Source organism: Ruminococcus flavefaciens, from assembly GCF_900116855.1.
GTDB lineage: Bacteria > Bacillota > Clostridia > Oscillospirales > Ruminococcaceae > Ruminococcus > Ruminococcus flavefaciens_R.
Genome location: NZ_UETD01000003.1, coordinates 263,558 through 281,055 on the forward strand (window position 1 = coordinate 263,558; position 17,498 = coordinate 281,055).

The following is a 17,498-nucleotide window of genomic DNA, read 5'->3' on the forward strand; positions in this document are numbered from 1 at the left end:
TGCGGTAAGAAGCGATAGGTTTGTTGTTGATATTTCACATAGACGGTGCTTGCCGGACTGAAAAAGGCATGAAAAAGGCTCCCCGAGAGCTGTCGGGAAGCCTTTTCCTATATATTTATATCATGCTTTCAGTTGTCCTTGTGGAGGAGAGTATTCTGTATTTCGAGAGCGTCATTTGCAGTAATGCCTTGACCTGTCTCATAGACATCGCCGTTGAATCTGCCGCGCTCTGAGATGTTGTACTTGTCGGGGTTAGCCATAGACTGCATGATGAAGATAGCATCTGCAAGATCGGTCTCGCCGTCGCAGTTAGCGTCGCCGCTGCGCTGGATATCCATTGCATTGAGAATGGATATATTGGACTGATAGCTGAACTGTTCGTTGCTGTCAACGATCTCTTCGGGGTGATATGCATCGATATACATGATATATATCTGAGTTATCATGATATCATAGATATCTCCGCTGATGCCGTTCTGATTGAAGTCGCAGTCGGTAGTGAACTTTTCGAATATGTCAATAGGAATAGATGTAGTCTCAATAGTTTCATTTCTGAAGAATGCATTCATGTATTCTCCGGCAGCTGTATAATCTTCGGTGTCTGCAACGCCGTCACCGTTGATATCAGGAATGGGCTGCTTTCCGTCAAGAACGTTCTGATAGTACGCTGTGAACTGTTCCTCAAAAACGTCCTGATAGAACTGGAAGCGCTCAGTGTCCCCACGCGGAATAATAACTTGTCTGTTTTTAGCACTGAATGTTAATATCTCTCCCAATCCATACTGGGAAGTATCTGTTGAAAGCACCGTATCATAGTATTCATCTTTAAAATAGCATTCCTTCAGTGGATAGTGCATTACGAAATACTGGATGATTTCCAGACATCTGTCATCATCATATGAATAAGTGGAGTGATGATTTCTCTCGGGCGTAGCAGCATCACAGTATTTTTTAATTTTCTTATTGATCTTGTCAGGAAGGTCAACCCATTTGGTAATTTTGTGCCACACAAAGTCGCCATCTTCGTTACGCTCATGATATTCGGGGTCTTTGTTTCTATAGTATACAGCGAAACAAGCTGCGTCTTTTATATCTACAACACCGTCCTCGTTTACATCTAAGTCGATAGTTCCGTCCTCGATGAATTCAGATGTGATATATGTTCGTGCTTGTCCGAGCATTGTTAACATAGAATCGAATTCATAAACATACATAAGCTCACAGGATATATTAGTGACATTTATAGGTGAAGCGGATTCATAACGCTGTGGAACATATGTGGGATCGTAAGAATTCCAGTCAAGATCTGCCCATGTCGGTCTGTTATTTAAAATATAGTATGCTATGATGATTTCGGCGTCCCATCTATCGAAGCTGCCGTCACGGTTGTAATCGCAGTTCTCTCTGATAAAAGTACTGAGTTCATCAGAAAGTGGGATATTGCTGTCGTATTTACCATCAGTAACACATCTGTATACCAGATATGGATCCATTCTGTCAAAAACGCCGTTTCCGTCAATGTCAGATATGAGCTGTCCGTTATCGAACATTTTCATTTCGCTGTTATATGAGTAGCCAAAAGGCGGCTCCGTATAATAATTTGAAGCATCAAAATCAGTGTTGAACATATAATCTTCAACTCCGACTTTAATTCCGCTGGACGCATTTGAATTTATAGGAAGTGCGGCAGCTGAGATGCTCAGTGCAGATAAGAATGCAGCTAATTTTTTCATTTCAAAACTCCTTTCGATTTCTTTATTTACAGTGGTTGTGGTCATTGGGATATTGGTTGTAACGGCAGCAGCGGTTCGGCTTTCAGTTGTGCGGTTTGCTGAAGACTGTGTTGTCACTCCCAGTGCAGGAGAAGTGACTATTGCGGTATCTGTGCCTGCATAAGACTGATCAGCCTGAACAGCTGATGTGCTTGTTCTGCCTGCGTTAGACGTATCAGCATACGACGTTACAGTTTCTACAGTTCTTGTGGCTGTTGTTTGGTGGTTAACCGTGCTGTTATACGATGTAGCAGTAGGCACGGCTGTTACAGTTGTGCCGTTATCATTAGTATAAGAGGTGGTGACGGGCTGAGCGGAGACTGCTTCTGTCACGATAACAGAGCCCTCTCTGAAGTCGCCGCCCCTTGGGGCGGGATGTGATCTCAGGTTGGTCCATAGACCTATTGCCAGAGCGGCAGCCGCTGCAGCGGCAGTAACTCTGAAAACAACGGGTATGGTGTGTTTCCGCTTTTCTTCCTGAGCAGAAGCGACCTCAGCCTGTGTAAGAAATTCATATTTATGCTTTGCATCGGGGAAATTGAAGGAATCCCTGATATCCTGCTTTAGTTTTTTATTCAAGCCTCAGCCCTCCTCTCAATCAAGTGTTTGTCTGAGGTGCCGTAGGATGCCTTTGATACGTCTGCTCATTCTGAACCTCGACATACCGAAAAGCTCACCCAGAACACCTATGGGAACATCATTTATGTATCGCAGTATGATTATTTCCTTGTCCTCCTCGGGAAGATTTTTGATAGCGTTTCCCAGAGCAACGTTGGTGAGGATAAAGTCCTCATAATCCTTATCGTCTGCAATCTTTTCATCGAGCTCCTCAGCTGTCCTGCGATGGAATGCGTCCTTGCACAGGTTTCCTGCGATCGTATAGAGATAGTGCAGTTCTTTGCCTATGTCGCGATAATGCGGACTTTCGAGGAACCGAAGGAAGGTATCCTGTGTCAGATCTTCTGCAATATCACGGTCGCGGATCTTGTAATAGCAATAGCGGAAAATTTTATCGTATTGGTCATTGATATCAATCGACACATTCAAACCTCCCTTCACTAATGATTAACTGAAAAGACAGTGCAGATGTGCAAAAATAATTGTAAACATTCTGTGAACAAATTCGAGCTTTACAATTATACCATATGATTATAACATATTATCGGACGTCTTTCCACAGGAAATGCCATAATATTATTGTAAGCATAGTGCAATATTCCTTGCGCTGAGGTGAAAAAAGTGGTATAATCAATTTGTTACCTTACACTAACCAAAGGAGCTGATATAATGTCTGAGAAGATACATAGAGGACGCCGAAAAGGAGCTGCTTCCGTGGTCGGACAGATTTGCCAAGGTGGTGAACCACAAGCTGCCCGATGTGCTGCTGAAGTCAAAGAACATATCATGGATGACAAAGCTCATACTGAAAATGGGCGTGAGAATGAGAACCATGCAATTTGTGGAGATATCATTCAAATAAAAAAGGCCGCAGAGTTGTTCCTCTGCGGTCTTTTCATCTATATCAATACGGAACGGTGAGCTTGCCCACTCTCCATGAACCGTCTGGCTGTACCACAACAGAGAATTCTGTCTGTTCTGTCCAAGGCGGAGTATCGTCTACATTCCCGCCGCCGTAGCTGTTTTCAACGGCGAAGAATATCTCGTCGTCAGTTCTGCGGAGTATTCCGAGGACCTCTGTGCCAAGGTAGTATATATGGCTTCCCTTTCCTCCGGCAAACCAGTATACCTTGCCGTCCCTTTCAAAATAAGGGCTTCCGTCGATAAAGCTGTTCTCGGGGTAGCGGTCGCTGAAGGTCTGATGGTACATTTCGTTTATCTCGTCTATGCTGCTGACATTTCTGACAAGGTATCCGCTGAATCCGTCACCAAAGTCACGGTATCCCTCAGAGCTTGTGTCAATATCCAGCAGATCGGGTGCTCCGCCGTTGAACTTTCCATTTGTTTCGAGGGCGTTCTGATAGGCTTCCTTTCCGCGTTCAAGAGTGTCAGGAGCTTCGTTCTCCAGCTGACTGTGAGGTTCAGCTCTTTTCCATGCATAGTCCGAGAGAGACTTTATTGTGTCTGTCAGCTCGGGAGAAACGCTGTATTTCTTTTTTTCGTATCCGATAACTGCAACATTATTGTCGTAAAAACAGTATGTCTGCAAATACAGGTTTTCGTTGATTCTCAAACGGCAGACTTCCTCACCGCACTCGGCATCGTCGGGAAGAACTTCCCATGAAGCAGCCTTTAAAGCATCAGCAGCAGCAGTATACATGGCATTATCATACAGATTTAAAAGCTTTGATGTGTCGTCGGTGCGGCTTATCTGCATAAGTAAAAGTTTGCAATGCTTTATTTCTTCAGCGGGATCCATGTTGTTCAGCTGTACATAAGCTTCATCTACAAAGGCACTGTGGAGGCTTTCATAGTCCTGAGTTTTAAGCATATATATGCACGATCCTGCTTCTCCTGTTGATTTATCGCTGTATTCAGCATAAGCATATCCATTGGAGTATACATTGAGTGAGTAATTGAAGAGACCGTATTGGTCAGAGCATCTGAATGCAACATAGCAGATATCATCACCAAAGTTAGGCTCGCAGTCTGCCTCTTTCCATTCCATCTCAGTGAATATGCTCAGCGCTTCGGGAATGTTCTCGCAGCTGAAAGCTGCCTCGGCATCCCATTTTTCATTTACACAGAACCGGCAGTTCTTTGCAGGAACTGTGAAGATCTTACCGGCAGGAGGAATATAAACGTCTGCATAATCCGGATTGAGCGAGGATGTGGTAAGCCATACTGAGTTGATATTGTTTAAGTCATTGACGTCAAGATAGATAAGCTCGTCGCCTGCTTCGGGATCGTACTTTATAGCCTCACGGACTGCATTTTCGGTATCAATGTCTATCTCATACCTCTCCTTGGAGGAGTTATCCTCGTAACAGATGGTGTGGTCGCCGTAGAGGGTGAGACGGCAGGGCTTGGTGCCGTTCATGATGTAAATGAGCTCACTTTCTCCGTCGGGCAGGGGAGTATCGGGCGATATCTTGTTCCACTCGCCCTCGTTGAGAGCGGTGAGGAGAGCTGTCCTGTTCTCCTCATTTGGTTCAAATACCGCAGGAGCTATTGCGGCATTGCTTAGCCTTACACGGCAGCCGCTGAGATCACCGAAGGGAGACATTGCCAGTTCTTCTATTTCTGAGCTGTCCACCTTAGGCTGAGTGCGGTGCCTTTTCAGGAGTATACCGCCTCCTGTCACAGCACCTGCTGCGATGGCAATGGCAGCTGCCGCCGCAGCAAACTTGAGCCATGCAGGTCTCTTATAGACGTCAACGCCCGAGACCTCCATGTCGTTTATATTATTGCTTTCCTTGGTTCTTTCTTTATATATCTTTCTGCTCATTGCAAACATTCTCTCCTTTTCTTCATCGGAAGCAGGACAGTCCGCCGCAATTTTCTTTATTGTATCTTCATCGGCGTTTTCGAGAGCGTCAAGGTTAATATCCTTATCGTTCATAACTGTACCTCCTTTAAAGTGAAATGTTCATATCGGTGAGCGTTTCCCTGAGCTTTTTAAGCGCGCGGCTGCATCGGACGCGGACAGCTTCGGGAGTCAGTGACACAAGCTTTGATATCTCTGTGGAACTGCGCATGAAAAAGTATTTCTGTATGATTATGGTAGAATCGGGTTCACCCAGCAGCTCCACACATTTTATAAGCGAGCCTCTCAGCTCTTTTTTCTCAACTGTATCTGCGGTGTTATCGGGAGCCTCTATCTCAGCGGCTTCCTCATCGTCAATGGATATGCTGCCGAATTTGTTTTTCGTGAGCCTTTTATACATATCGGCAGCCTTGCGCCTTGCAACAGTGCCCACGAAGCCCGTAGGGTCTCCCTCAAATGCCCTGCGTTCATCAAACCGCATATATACGTCAGCAAAGACGTCCCCCACACATTCCTCTATATCCTCTCGGCTTGCACAGCTTCGCAGGCGGCTGAAAACGATAGTGTAAACGTAATTGAAGTATTTATCGAACAGGGTACGCTGAGCGTTCTCCTCGGACTGAGCCGCAGCCTTTCTGTATTCTTTCTGTGTCATGATCTCACCTTCTTTCAAAGCATCCGACGCGTCATCGGCTTTCATAATATCTATTCTGTACTTATGCCCGAACCGTAACAGCCTCAGAATTATTTTTTTATTTTAATTATATTATACAGCTTTTTTCCATGCAATGCAAGTAAAAAAGTAATCAGTTGTTAGTGCATTGTATGGACGCCCATGGGGCGTCCGTTGGCTCATGCGGGAACGATGTCCCTCTCATTATGTAAAAAATGCCGTCGGCATATGTGGTACCGACGGCATTGTATTTATTCAGTTTGCTTTCAGATCTGTTGCTACACCAATGAATACGGGAACATCATTCTTGTCAAGTATCATGTAAACAAAGGGTCTGTCAAGTTCGATGTGTATTTCTTTCTTCGGCTGAGGCTGTGGGGCAGAAGCTGCTATCATCATAACAGCAGTAACTGCGGCTGCCTTTGTGCCTTTTTCTGCCATCTCTATCCTTGTCTTGTGAAGAACATCACCGATATAGAGCTTTGCTGCGTCGTCTACAGAGAGATCGTTGATCTTTGAGAAGTCAGCCTTGTAATCATCAAATGCATCTCCCATACCAAGGTCTATAAGTACATCCTTGAGCTTTGACTCGTAATTGTACTTGAACTTGGGTATCTTAACATAAAGATCGACACTCTCGGGGTCTTCGTATTCACTGAGTCCCTCGAGGAGCTTGTCAGCATCAAGATTATCAACGTAGCTTTCGATGTCGTTCTCCTTGGGAAGTATACCTACAAAGCTGTAATTCTTGTTCTTGTAGTACTTTCTGAATGCATCGGCATCACCTAAGTCATAGTAATACTGTTCCATGCTGCTCATGAGCTCGATGTCATTCTCCTCGCCTTTGAAGTTTGTGAACTTGTCATCGTATACCTGGAAATCCTCATAAATCTTATCCCATTCAGCCTCGAAATAGAGAGTGTTGATAAGCGTCATCATTGGCTTTACATCATTCTTTTCGTCAAGGTCGCCGTGGTTCAGGAGCTTGGGTATCATGCTTCTGGTGTTTTGGTTTACCCAGCTGTTTATATCGTCAACAGTGGTATCATCAAAGGGAGTCTTGTATATCTCGGAGTCATAGAACTTCTTGTTTGTCTCAAGGAAGCTGTCATGTACCTTGAGCGTGGGATCGTCTCTGAACCAGATGGAGTTGGCAAGATAGAGCTTCTCCTTCTTCTCGTCGGGGAGGTTGTTCTTATAGTAAGCCATGTACTCGTTGAGCTGGTCAAGAGTGAGACCGCTTCCCAGAAGCTGCTCCATCTGATCGCGGGTATTGCCGTCAGCACCGTTTGCAGTCATAGCAAGGGCAGTAGAGATGGAAACAGGTGAGATAAGGAAGTTCTCGTCGGGCTTATTTGTGGGATCAAATGACTTCTTGAGGATATTCACGCCGAGATTCATTTCAGCCTTTGCGAAAGCCTCATCCGAAGCCTGTCCTTCGGAAGCCAGAACATCTACGGTATTGTCAAGGCGGATACTTCCAATGGCAGAAGCACTGTTGAATTCCTTTGTCTTGCCGAGAGTGAAGTCGATGACCTCATGGAGGTCATCCTCATCGATCTCGAGGTCTTTGTTGATATCTGCATTGTCGAACTGACTATCGGTAAGCGGCTCAGCCAGCTTGTCTGTGAGAGCCTTTCTGTACATGATAACATCGAAGCTGTCGATGACACCGTCGTCGTTGATATCGCCGTAGTAGTGGATATTTGCGGATTTAAGACCTGTTATCTCGTAGATGGAATAGTCCCTTGTGTTTTGGGATCTGTTGTTTGAGTTCTCTTCCATTAACTCTGGGTAATAATCAAACGAGGTGAACTTCAGAGTTACTACCGAGTTTTCATCCACCTGATCCATGAGATCGATATTTCTTTGACGGATCTCTTCCGGATCTCCCCAACGGCCATCGCCGATGCTGAAGGATTCATATTGAAAATCCCTGATATAAGCATAATCGTATACATACCATGGCGACTGAGGCTCCTTCACAAGACCTTCGATCCCGTAATCGTCGGCATGACTGATCAGCAGGTCCTTTATCTCATATTCAAACACATGAAAGTCAGATGCGGCTGATGCGCTGTCTTTCGGGCTGCTGAATGGTACGGTACCGACTGCGCTGAGAGCAAGTGCAAAACTCATCACGCCTGCGGTGACCTTGGTCAGTTTCTTCATGTTTTCCATAGTGATTACTCCTTTCGCTGAAACGTATAATGATTGACAGTTATCCATAATAACAGTATAATGCTTCCTTATTGCATTGTCAACAAAAACTGCGGATAATGGCCGTAAAATGAGTAAAAAGTGCCGATAATGCCGCGCTTTTGGTGAAAATGACGAAAGCCGTTATCTCAGAAAAGCTCGTCAAGAAGACGAAAAAACTCCATTTTCTTCCTGTCGGGAGCAATGCCGAGGCGCTCAAAGAGCATATCCTCGCTGTACCCGTTGTAGACTTTTCCGCCGTATTCTCCGCGGAAATTGCTTCCGAGACTGCGGCAGAGAATGGCGATGTCGTTCCACTTATCGCCGACGCCGCAGCGTCCCAAGTCAATGAAGCAGCTCAGTTTGCCGTCCTTCACAAACACATTTGGCAGACACAGGTCTCCGTGTGACAGTACGCTCTCCTCCTCGGGAATATTCTCCTTCAGCCACTCAAGAAGCTGACGGGGGTCCCTGAAACCGTTTTTCCCGAAGGTATCGGGATCGCACTCCTCAGTGTCAACAAGACCGTTCTCCATGCGGTACTCCGCAAGCTGAAGCCTGCGCTGAGCACTGTTTGAGCAGGGGCAGTCCGAGATATCGACGCTCCAGAGAAGCCTGAGAGCCTCTGCCATTATATCCGTCAGCAGTTGGGGGCGGAGCATATACTCCTCGGCGCAGGACATCTGTCCCTCAGCCTTTGACATGAGGAGATAGTCCGTGCCGTTTTCGCTTGCGGTGCCGAGTATCCTCGGTATGGGGAGCTTTCCCTGAAGCCATTTCATCATTTTATGCACTTGTTCTGATTCGGAACTGTGCTTTTCCACCTTCAGCACCATATCGGGGAAGGTGAACACCCTTGAGTCGGACATACCGACAGTATTTTCATCAAAGCTCAGTCCGCCGACCAGCTCTGCTATGTTATGCGGTAAATACATCTCATACCTCCTTTTTGATTATTATAGCACAGATGGCGGACGTTTCCAAGCTTATTATTCATAATAAAAAATACTTTATATAATATTAGACGCCAAAAAAACAGAAAACTCTTACAAAAATGAAAAAATTTTTCAAAAAATAAAAAGAGCGCTCCCGCGGGAACGCTCTGACTGTTATGTTACCGTATATAAGCGGCTTAATTAATGATAGTATGAGTCGATGCCGAAGTACTCCTCAAGAGTGAGTCCGCTGTCGTGGATGGGATAGGACATATCCGTGCCGACATAGCGGATGTGCCATGACTCGTACTTATAGCCTGTGATGTCCTGCTTGCCCTGAGGATAGCGGAGGATAAATCCGTACTCATGGCAGTGGTTCTCAAGCCAGATAGCCTCGGGAGTACCGATGAATGAGTCGTCTATCTGGTTTACGTCGATAGCAAGACCCGACTGGTGCTCGGAGTGACCCGGGCGTGCGGAGTATGTGTCTGCCGCAGCTTGTCCGTCGCGGGCAACATAATTGTTGTATATCTGGTTCTGGTAGTCATATGAACGGAAGCCCGATGAGAGCCATATGTTCAGACCCTGTGCTGCTGCATCGCTCTGGAGCTTGTAGAACTGGTTCTGGCAGGTGGGGTCAAGTCCGGGATTGAAGTCAGCAGGGAGACTGTAGCTCTTGTTGGCGATGAGTACGCCCTGTATGTATGTGAGACCGTCGTTGCTGTACTGTGTGGGAGCAGGTCCGTAGTTGTAATCCTCGGGTGAAGGAGCGTGATCGCGGCTGGCAGGTGCGGACTGCTGTGTGCTGCCGCTTCCGCTGCTGCTGCCTGAGTTGCTGCTGCCTGCGCTGCCTGAGTTGCTGCTCTGGTCGCCGCCGCCTGCAGCAACGCTTGCGGCTGTTGTGGACTCTGTATTTGCAGCATCGGGAGCTGCTGCGGTGGTTTCCTCAGAGCTTCCTTCAGCTGCCGAAGTTGTGGCAGTAACTGCCGAGGGAGCAGCTGTAGTTGTGGAAGCTGCCACAGAGGAAGCTGTGTTTGTGGTAACAACGGGGAGAGCAGAGAGCTCTTCATTGGTGCCTGTGACTCTGCCGCAGGCTGTGAACGATAATACAGCTGTCAGAGCAGCTGCTGCGATGCTGATATTCCTTTTCATTTTTCCCTTCTCCTTTTTATATACGGGTTTGTGCTTTCAATATAGTAATCGGACGAAGACTTAATAGTGTCACACTATGAAAAATATTATTTTATTTTAACGAAATTTGTTCCTTATGTTAGTATTATATCACTTTCCGTCGGATATTTCAACAGCTATATTGTCAAGAAAAAAAGCCGCTTTACGCGGCTTTTTCGGTGATATCAGTCAAAATAGTCTCCCACGGAAGCGGAATTGTTGTATTCCTTGCGGACGCGGAGTATTATAGCTCCGTCGGGCTGTTCCTCTTCGGAGTCTATCCTGTGGCTGGTGCGGCTCTTTTCCGCAGACCTTTTCAAAGCCATTTTTGCACAAAAACAGGGGGGCGCGGTATTTGTACAAAAAGCTCATGTTATATTGAAAAAACAGCGTTTATGTGGTATACTTTAGAAAAAGGAGATGGGTTATATGGGATACAGAATTATTCACGACAAACTCAGCGCAGATGATTATATAAAGCTTTTCAGCTCCGCAGGCTGGGGAGAGCCCGACCGCAGACTGGTGGAGAAGTCACTGAAAAACAGCTACGTTACCTTTTCAGTTACGGACGAGGACAAGGTCATAGCTATGGCAAGACTTATCGGTGACGGCGGCATGGCGTTCTTTCTCAAGGACCTCATAGTCGCTCCCGAATATCAGGGAAAGGGCGTGGGCAGGGAGCTCATGTGCCATATCGAGGACTACATCCGCGGGGAGCTGGAGGAGGGCTGGGAGTGTCGTTTCCAGCTTATCAGTGCAAAGGATAAGGAGGAGTTTTACCGTAAGTGCGGCTATACAGCCCATCCCCACGAGCACAGCGGCCCGGGATTTACCAAGCTGATACGGAAGGAGAAATAAATGGCTAAAGTCATAATGACCTGCGGCAGGATATGCTCGGGAAAGAGCACCTATGCGCAGAAACTGAAAGACCAACTGGGAGCGGTCATTCTCTCCATAGACGAGCTCATGCTGGACATTTTCGGCAGCGATACGGGAGGCCGTCACGATGAATACGTCCGCCGCACCGAGCAGTACCTTTATAAAAAATCGGCGGAGATAGTATCCGCAGGCACCGACGTTATCCTTGACTGGGGCTTCTGGACCCGTCAGGGCAGGGACTTCGCAAGGGAGTTCTACCGTTCACGGGGTATTGCAAACGAGATACACTTCATCACCGTTGACGATGAGGAGTGGCAGCGTCGTGTGGACAAGCGCAATGCTGAGGTAGCCGCAGGCAGGAGCGACGCCTACTTCATCGACGAGGGACTGGCGCGTAAGTTTGCCAATATATTTGAAGCTCCCGATACGGACGAGGTAGATCTCTATGTATAAATATACGCCCCCGAGCGTTTTCGTCTGACACTCAGGGGCGCTTTGTTTACATATCAGTCCACAAATTCCATGGTGAAAAGCTTTGACAGGATACTGCCTGCGTAGCCGTTCATCAGCGCCTTGTACTCGGAAGCCTTCACATCGCCGCCTACGCCAAGGATATCGTATACGACATTGCCCTCGCGGAGCTTGCGGTGAAGCTCCTCAAAGCCGCTGCGGATATAGAAGTTCCTGCGGCTGACGCGCTGGCTGTAGTTCTCGGCGTTCTCGTCAAGCTCCTCAATGGCGAGGAACAGCCTGCGGTCCTTGTATATCTTCTGTGCGGACCTGAGTATGGCGCTGCCGATACCTCTGCCTCTCAGCTCCTCCGAGACTGCAAGGTAGAAAACATAGGAAAGGTCGCGGTGGTTGACGATATAGAGCATACCTGCCCACTGACCGTCGCAGCTGATGCTCCAGAAATCCACGCCCTTTTTCTTGGCTTTGAGCACCAGCATAAGGAAAGGTGCTCTCTCGTCATCGGGGAATGCTCTCATGTAAAGCTGCTTTACTTTGCGGAAATCGGGAGAATTTGGCTTCAGCTTGGTGAAATTCAGTTTCATGGCGTTCCTCCTTTCAGCTTCTCTCTATGCAGTAGCACACCTCTCCCTCGGGAGTAATGCCCTGCTGTCGGAAGCGTTCAACATTATCTGTTATATGCATTGCGGACTTTTCAAGCACCCGTCCCGACTTGGTGTTCTCGGCACGGTGATAGGCTTCCAGCCGCTGAAAATCCGTGTTTGCGAAGATATTGCCGATTACTGCGGAGAGAGCCTCACCCGCATAGCCTCTGCCCTGAAAGGCTGTGCCGATACAGTACTCTATCTCGGCGGTGCGGAGCTCCTCGTAAACGCGGCAGAAGGCTATCTGACCGATATTGCGTCCGCTGTCCTTTTCGATGACTGCCCAGCGGTAGAAGCTGTCGGAGCTGTAACCCACGATATACCTGTTGAGAAGCCCCTCCGCCTCCTGTGCGGTGGAGTACACAGGCTCGCCGTATTCGGTCTGTACAGCAGGATCGGAAGCCCAGTTCCCCAGCATATCCATGAGGTCGCCTGCTTCAAATCGGCGAAGCAGAAGTCTTGGCGTATCAATGGTCAGAGTGCCGCAGTGGTGCATGGTCACCTCTCCTTTGGTTATGTTGTTTATATTATAGCATATAAGCGAAGCGTTATGCTATAATTTCCCGATTGCAGGGAGCAGATCTCTGATCTGCGCATCTGCAAGGGCTTTCAGATAATTTATAATGAATGTTCTACATTCATTATAGCATATAAGTGTGAAAATAGCAAGAAATGCGGCGTAAAAACTTTTGCATAAAATAGCTTTGCGGCGTTCCCTGCAATGGTCTCTGACATTTGTGACATGAGACACAGGCGGTTAATACCTGCCGCTGCTAAGCCCTGAGTACTGACCACTAAAAACTTTGTTTTTTTCTAAGACATTTTCAGAAAGCTTACGTCTAATATACTGAAAGGCAAAAATTTCCGGAAAGGAGCCTTGTCTATGGATAATGGTTCAGGTAGCTACGACCGTTATCTTGCCGGCGATGATTCGGCTATGGGTGATCTCGTCCGAGAATACAAGGACGGTCTTACCTTTTTCCTCAACAGTTTTACCAACGATATTTTTGATGCGGAAGAGCTCATGGAAGAGACCTTCTTCAGACTGGCGTACAAAAAACCTAAATATTCAGGCAAAAGCTCCTTCAGGACATGGCTCTATGCCATTGCAAGAAATCTTGCTATCGACTACCTGAGAAAGCGAAAACGTACTGCGACAGTTTCTGTGGATGAGTGTTATGATCTGAGATCGGATCAGGATATCGAAAAGGACTATCTGCTCGAGGAGCGTAAGGCGATCATTCACAGGCTGATGCAGAAACTGAAATATGAATACCGTCAGGTCATATGCCTGATTTATATCGAGGGATTTTCAAATTCGGAAACTGCGGTCATCATGCATAAGAGCAGCCGACAGATAACAAATATGCTGTATCAGGCAAAAAAAGCTCTCAGAGCAGAGCTGGAAAAGGAGGGGATAACGTATGCGGGATTATGATGAAGTTACTCAGACCGTACTGAGGCGTCGGGATGAAGCGATAGCTAAGGACAGGCGCAGAGCTGTTATAATGAGGCGGAGCGCTGCTGCTGCACTGTCTGTATGCGCGGCTGCATTTGTCGGCTTCGGTGTTTTCAGGATGAACAGCAAGGATATCGAGCTTCCCGATGACGGCGGTATCATCACTGCGGAAACTACTGTTCCGCCCGCAAGTCACAGCGTTTCAACCTCCGCAGTTACCACCGACGGGACTGCTTCGGCCATAACTACGTTCACATCGGTGAAGGATACGGCTGTGACGACAGCTGTATCGGCAGCAGTACTTACAACTGCGCCGAAAACCGCTTATACAGCAGCACAGACCACCGGATTATCCACAGCACCTGCGGCAGCTGCGGCAACGTCATTCATCCCTCGGACGACAGCCGCTGTGCCTGCTGCGGCAACAACAGTTACTACTACAAGATCCAAGGATGATTACCTTGAAAGGAGCGTTGAAATGAAAAAGTTTACACCATTTGCGGCTTCACTCATCATGATGGCAAACGCTGCTGCCCCTCTCAATACAGCAGCTTCTCCCGGGACTGCGGCAGCTTCAAGCTATGACGAATTCAGCATTCTTGCGGGAATGGATAACGGGGATACGGATATTGATATAAATATGGACGGACAGTTTGATGTAAAGGACTGCTTCTATCTCATGGCATATGATTACCGAAAGGAACTGGAGCCTGCCATCGAGAACAATATACTCTCCATCGCGGACTATGACATGAGCGGTTCTGTTGACCATGCCGACTCCGATATTCTGCTGAAGTACCTTGTTACAAGGAAAAAGGCGAAGGGCGAATATCTCTCAAAGGATTACTATGCTGACTTCGATATCGTTACTTATACACAGGGCGAGCCCATATACGGTCCTGCTTACCCCGAGATCGTGGAGATATGTAATTCTCCCGACTTTGACAAGGAGGCATATACTCAGGAAGAGCTTGATGATATGTTCGAGAAGGAACTCGCGCAGACAATAGTGGGCTATGAACAGATTCCCCACGGCTTTGCCGATACATTCATCGAGTACCTCAGGTCATTTGTCAAGGACACTCTCGGCGGCGGCGTATTCAGCAACAGCCTTGAGATGGGAGACATAGTCCTCGATATCGACGGCGACGGACAGGAGACATTCGATGATGCCTGCATATATATGCTGTTTAATGAGCAGCGCGGACAGATGAACAGAGTAAAAAGAAATCATGAATGGATAGAATCACTCCTCCCGATCGATCAGGACCCCGAGGGACTTCTTGCATGGAAGCTGCCCGATCTCGAAACATCTGTAACAGATGAGCAGTGGGCGATCTGCGAGGCAGACTACCGTTTCTTTGCCAATGAGCTGAAGCTGTATGATTTTGAGGAATATGCAACGGAATATCTTCTCGAAAAGAACGGCAGACCCGATGACATATATTTTGACAACGATCACTACACAGCGATCCACCCCGACGCTCAGTCCATTTATTTCGGAGATTATGTAAGGAGAAATTATGACAGGATGTATCCTGTTGACGAAAAGATGGTCTACGATGAGCAATATATGTGCGTGCACTCCAATGACTATTATGAAAGCGTTGCGTCAGGAGAGGTAACTCCTATGGACGCAACAGGCGACGGCGTCCTTGATTACAAGGATATCCTCATCGCTGATATGTACCTCTATGACTATAAAAACAGCGTCTCCAGAGAGCAGTCCATCATTCCCGATGATGTATGGAGCTTCTTTACGGACACCCTCGACATCAACGGAAACGGCTTATACGGAGACCTTACCGATGTTTCTATCTATCAGTTCTCGATATATGTTTACAGATGCACGAAACTGGGTGAACAGGAGCTGCCCTATGACAATCGCGGGGAATATCTCTCTTATATGGCAGATTACCGTGCTGAGCTCACAGCAGCTAAGTTTGGCGAAAGAGCAGGGGTACAGCCTGCGCCCGTTATGATCGAGAGCAGACTTGAAAAGACGTTACAGGACCCTTCAATAGTACGAAACGGTGACGCAAACTGCGATGGTGATACCGACCTTGCCGATGCTATCTTCATCATGCAGTCCATGGCTAACCCCGACAAGTATAACCTCTCAAGTATGGGAAGATTCAACGGCGATGTCTGCGAGACAGGCGGCGGCATCACTGCAAACGACGCTCTTTCCATACAGAGCGGTCTGCTCAATGGTGCATATTGATATGCACTGCCCCTCCCTATGCTGTAATATGAGTTGTTGAGTAGCAGAGCTCCCTTCGGGGAGCTCATTTTTTTGTAAATTCTATTTGTTTTGTAATAAACTTATTCAAATTATTGACAAAAGTCGTGAAAAGTGCTATAATATCAGTGTGTGTATTTTTTGACATCCGCATTTGTAAAATATAGAGAGATCATTTTTTTCAAAGCCTGCCGATGCACGGTGTTACGGCGTTTTTCGGCAGGGGATTAAGGGGTGAATTTATGGCAGGCAGCGTCACTACTAAGCTTCTTTATCAGAACTGTGATACCTTTATGCAGGCAGGGCTGAAAAAGAAGGACAGGATAGACGAGGATCAGCTTCAGCTGATAAACAGTAAAAGGGATATTGGCTTTCTCGGCATAAGGTGGGAAAAGACCGCAACGAGAAACGTCTTTAAATACAATGTCAGCAATATGACGGCACTTTCCGAGTATATCAAGCAGACCATGCCTCAGGAAAAGTATTTCAGCATTATAAACCAGTTCCAGAAGATATATGAGTTCTGTGCAAGGACGGAGGGGCTCTCCGCAGACAATCTCCTGCTCAGTGATCTGAAGAATGTGTACTACGACGTGGAAAGACAGAAGGTCTTTGTGGCTTATCTCCCTCTCTCGGAGAATATCTACAAGTGCTCCAACGTGGTCAAGTTCCTCAGCAAGCTCAACAAGAATGCCAGCATAACCATTACCAACGGCACTGTAATGCAGAAGTACAGCTTTTCCCTTGAGGACCTTATGGGCAAGCAGAACAGCAAGACTCCCAAGAACGGCGGTATGTCCTATGCTCAGCTCTATACTCTGCTCCATGATGTGCTGTCTATCCCCGTGGAGGACCCCGTTCCTGCGGCTGATACCGCTGCGGACTCTCCTTCACCTGCGGCAGCAGCAGGTGCTGATGTGCCGGCAGACGATGACGGCGACCACACTATACTCGTAAACAGAAGAAGCTCGGACTGCCTTGCATACCTCAAGGACGAGAACAACAGGGAGTTCCCTATAGATCATGTGCCTTTCACCATCGGCAGACGTCCCGACAATGACCTTTCACTGACTGATAAGGGCACTGTCTCAAAGGTCCATGCGGCTATCGGCTTCGAGGACGGACAGTGGTTCGTGGAGGACAGAGGCTCGGCAAACGGCACCTTCCTAAATGACTTTGCGGAGAATGCCCGCAGGATATCAAAGGAGACCATCACCAGCGGCGATGTGATCTACATCTATGACGCCCCCTTTGTGTTCACTGTGAACTCGGGGGACGCGGCTACGGTCATAGTCGGTGCCGCAGGCAAGAAGCAGGAGCCTCCCAAGAACAAGGTCAAGAAGATAGCCTACTTCATAAACGGCTCAAGCAATGAGAGGATACCCGTTTTCGTGTATCCCTTTACCTGTGCGGAGCTTTCGGGTATCGTAATAGACCGCGAGAGCAACGGCAGCAGGCATAATATCTGCATAGAGAACATCTCGTGCAACTCCCTCAGCGTTGAGGGGAGCGATGTGCCCGCAGGCGAGAAGACTGTCATCTTCTCAGGCTGTAATTTCCTGTATCACGGCATATCCTATACATTCTACGAAGAGAACTGACGGTGAAC

Annotated in this window: 16 protein-coding genes; 6 read left to right on the forward strand and 10 right to left on the reverse strand. The window is 47.3% G+C overall.

Features of this window, described 5'->3' with window-relative positions:
• Positions 1 to 128: 128 nt before the first annotated feature.
• Entirely contained in the window at positions 129 to 2,351 is a 2,223-nt protein-coding gene (locus tag DSZ37_RS03600) for a hypothetical protein (RefSeq protein WP_109725596.1), read from the reverse strand.
• 15 nt (positions 2,352 to 2,366) lie between these two features.
• Complete coding sequence (locus DSZ37_RS03605; RefSeq protein WP_109725597.1) at positions 2,367 to 2,813, reverse strand: RNA polymerase sigma factor; 447 nt, start codon at positions 2,811 to 2,813, stop codon at positions 2,367 to 2,369.
• A 246-nt stretch (positions 2,814 to 3,059) separates the two neighbouring features.
• On the opposite strand from DSZ37_RS03605, the gene DSZ37_RS03610 reads away from it, so the two are divergent.
• Entirely contained in the window at positions 3,060 to 3,311 is a 252-nt protein-coding gene (locus tag DSZ37_RS03610) for a hypothetical protein (RefSeq protein WP_109725598.1), read from the forward strand.
• Here DSZ37_RS03610 and DSZ37_RS03615 read toward each other — a convergent pair.
• From DSZ37_RS03615 to DSZ37_RS17585, 6 genes are all read right to left on the reverse strand, one after another.
• Positions 3,295 to 5,292, reverse strand: a complete 1,998-nt coding sequence (locus tag DSZ37_RS03615) for a hypothetical protein (RefSeq protein WP_109725599.1) — start codon at positions 5,290 to 5,292, stop codon at positions 3,295 to 3,297. The two genes, DSZ37_RS03610 and DSZ37_RS03615, sit on opposite strands and share 17 nt — an antisense overlap.
• 13 nt (positions 5,293 to 5,305) lie before the next feature.
• Positions 5,306 to 5,872, reverse strand: a complete 567-nt coding sequence (locus tag DSZ37_RS03620) for an RNA polymerase sigma factor (RefSeq protein WP_109725600.1) — start codon at positions 5,870 to 5,872, stop codon at positions 5,306 to 5,308.
• 273 nt (positions 5,873 to 6,145) lie between these two features.
• Positions 6,146 to 8,071 (reverse strand): serpin family protein, encoded by a 1,926-nt coding sequence (locus tag DSZ37_RS03625; protein ID WP_109725601.1) that lies wholly within the window; start codon positions 8,069 to 8,071, stop codon positions 6,146 to 6,148.
• 167 nt (positions 8,072 to 8,238) lie between these two features.
• Complete coding sequence (locus DSZ37_RS03630; protein WP_109725602.1) at positions 8,239 to 9,024, reverse strand: APH(3') family aminoglycoside O-phosphotransferase; 786 nt, start codon at positions 9,022 to 9,024, stop codon at positions 8,239 to 8,241.
• A gap of 201 nt (positions 9,025 to 9,225) precedes the next feature.
• A complete protein-coding gene (locus tag DSZ37_RS03635) occupies positions 9,226 to 10,176 on the reverse strand; it encodes a M15 family metallopeptidase (protein WP_109725603.1) in 951 nt (316 codons plus the stop codon).
• A gap of 203 nt (positions 10,177 to 10,379) precedes the next feature.
• The gene (locus DSZ37_RS17585; RefSeq protein WP_181380225.1) at positions 10,380 to 10,520 is read right to left on the reverse strand and encodes a hypothetical protein; all 141 of its coding nucleotides are present in this window, start codon (positions 10,518 to 10,520) and stop codon (positions 10,380 to 10,382) included.
• Positions 10,521 to 10,623: 103 nt separating this feature from the next.
• On the opposite strand from DSZ37_RS17585, the gene DSZ37_RS03640 reads away from it, so the two are divergent.
• Both DSZ37_RS03640 and DSZ37_RS03645 read left to right on the forward strand, forming a co-directional pair.
• The gene (locus DSZ37_RS03640; RefSeq protein ID WP_181380226.1) at positions 10,624 to 11,052 is read left to right on the forward strand and encodes a GNAT family N-acetyltransferase; all 429 of its coding nucleotides are present in this window, start codon (positions 10,624 to 10,626) and stop codon (positions 11,050 to 11,052) included.
• Positions 11,053 to 11,526 carry an AAA family ATPase gene (locus tag DSZ37_RS03645; protein WP_109725605.1) on the forward strand — a complete coding sequence of 158 codons (474 nt, stop codon included), beginning with the start codon at positions 11,053 to 11,055 and terminating at the stop codon, positions 11,524 to 11,526.
• A gap of 53 nt (positions 11,527 to 11,579) precedes the next feature.
• Here the strand turns inward: DSZ37_RS03645 and DSZ37_RS03650 are convergent, their stop codons facing one another.
• On the reverse strand, positions 11,580 to 12,128 hold the full coding sequence (locus DSZ37_RS03650; RefSeq protein ID WP_109725606.1) for a GNAT family N-acetyltransferase: 549 nt from the start codon (positions 12,126 to 12,128) through the stop codon (positions 11,580 to 11,582).
• A 13-nt stretch (positions 12,129 to 12,141) separates the two neighbouring features.
• The gene (locus DSZ37_RS03655) at positions 12,142 to 12,684 is read right to left on the reverse strand and encodes a GNAT family N-acetyltransferase (protein ID WP_109725607.1); all 543 of its coding nucleotides are present in this window, start codon (positions 12,682 to 12,684) and stop codon (positions 12,142 to 12,144) included.
• Between the two features lie 387 nt (positions 12,685 to 13,071).
• On the opposite strand from DSZ37_RS03655, the gene DSZ37_RS03660 reads away from it, so the two are divergent.
• The 3 genes from DSZ37_RS03660 (at position 13,072) to DSZ37_RS03670 (ending at position 17,490) form a co-directional block, all read left to right on the forward strand.
• A complete protein-coding gene (locus DSZ37_RS03660; RefSeq protein WP_109725608.1) occupies positions 13,072 to 13,626 on the forward strand; it encodes an RNA polymerase sigma factor in 555 nt (184 codons plus the stop codon).
• Positions 13,613 to 15,871, forward strand: coding sequence for a hypothetical protein (locus DSZ37_RS03665; RefSeq protein WP_109725609.1), 2,259 nt, complete (start codon positions 13,613 to 13,615; stop codon positions 15,869 to 15,871). The genes DSZ37_RS03660 and DSZ37_RS03665 overlap by 14 nt, the downstream gene beginning before the upstream one ends.
• A 260-nt stretch (positions 15,872 to 16,131) precedes the next feature.
• Positions 16,132 to 17,490 carry an FHA domain-containing protein gene (locus tag DSZ37_RS03670; protein WP_164168861.1) on the forward strand — a complete coding sequence of 453 codons (1,359 nt, stop codon included), beginning with the start codon at positions 16,132 to 16,134 and terminating at the stop codon, positions 17,488 to 17,490.
• Positions 17,491 to 17,498 lie beyond the last annotated feature (8 nt).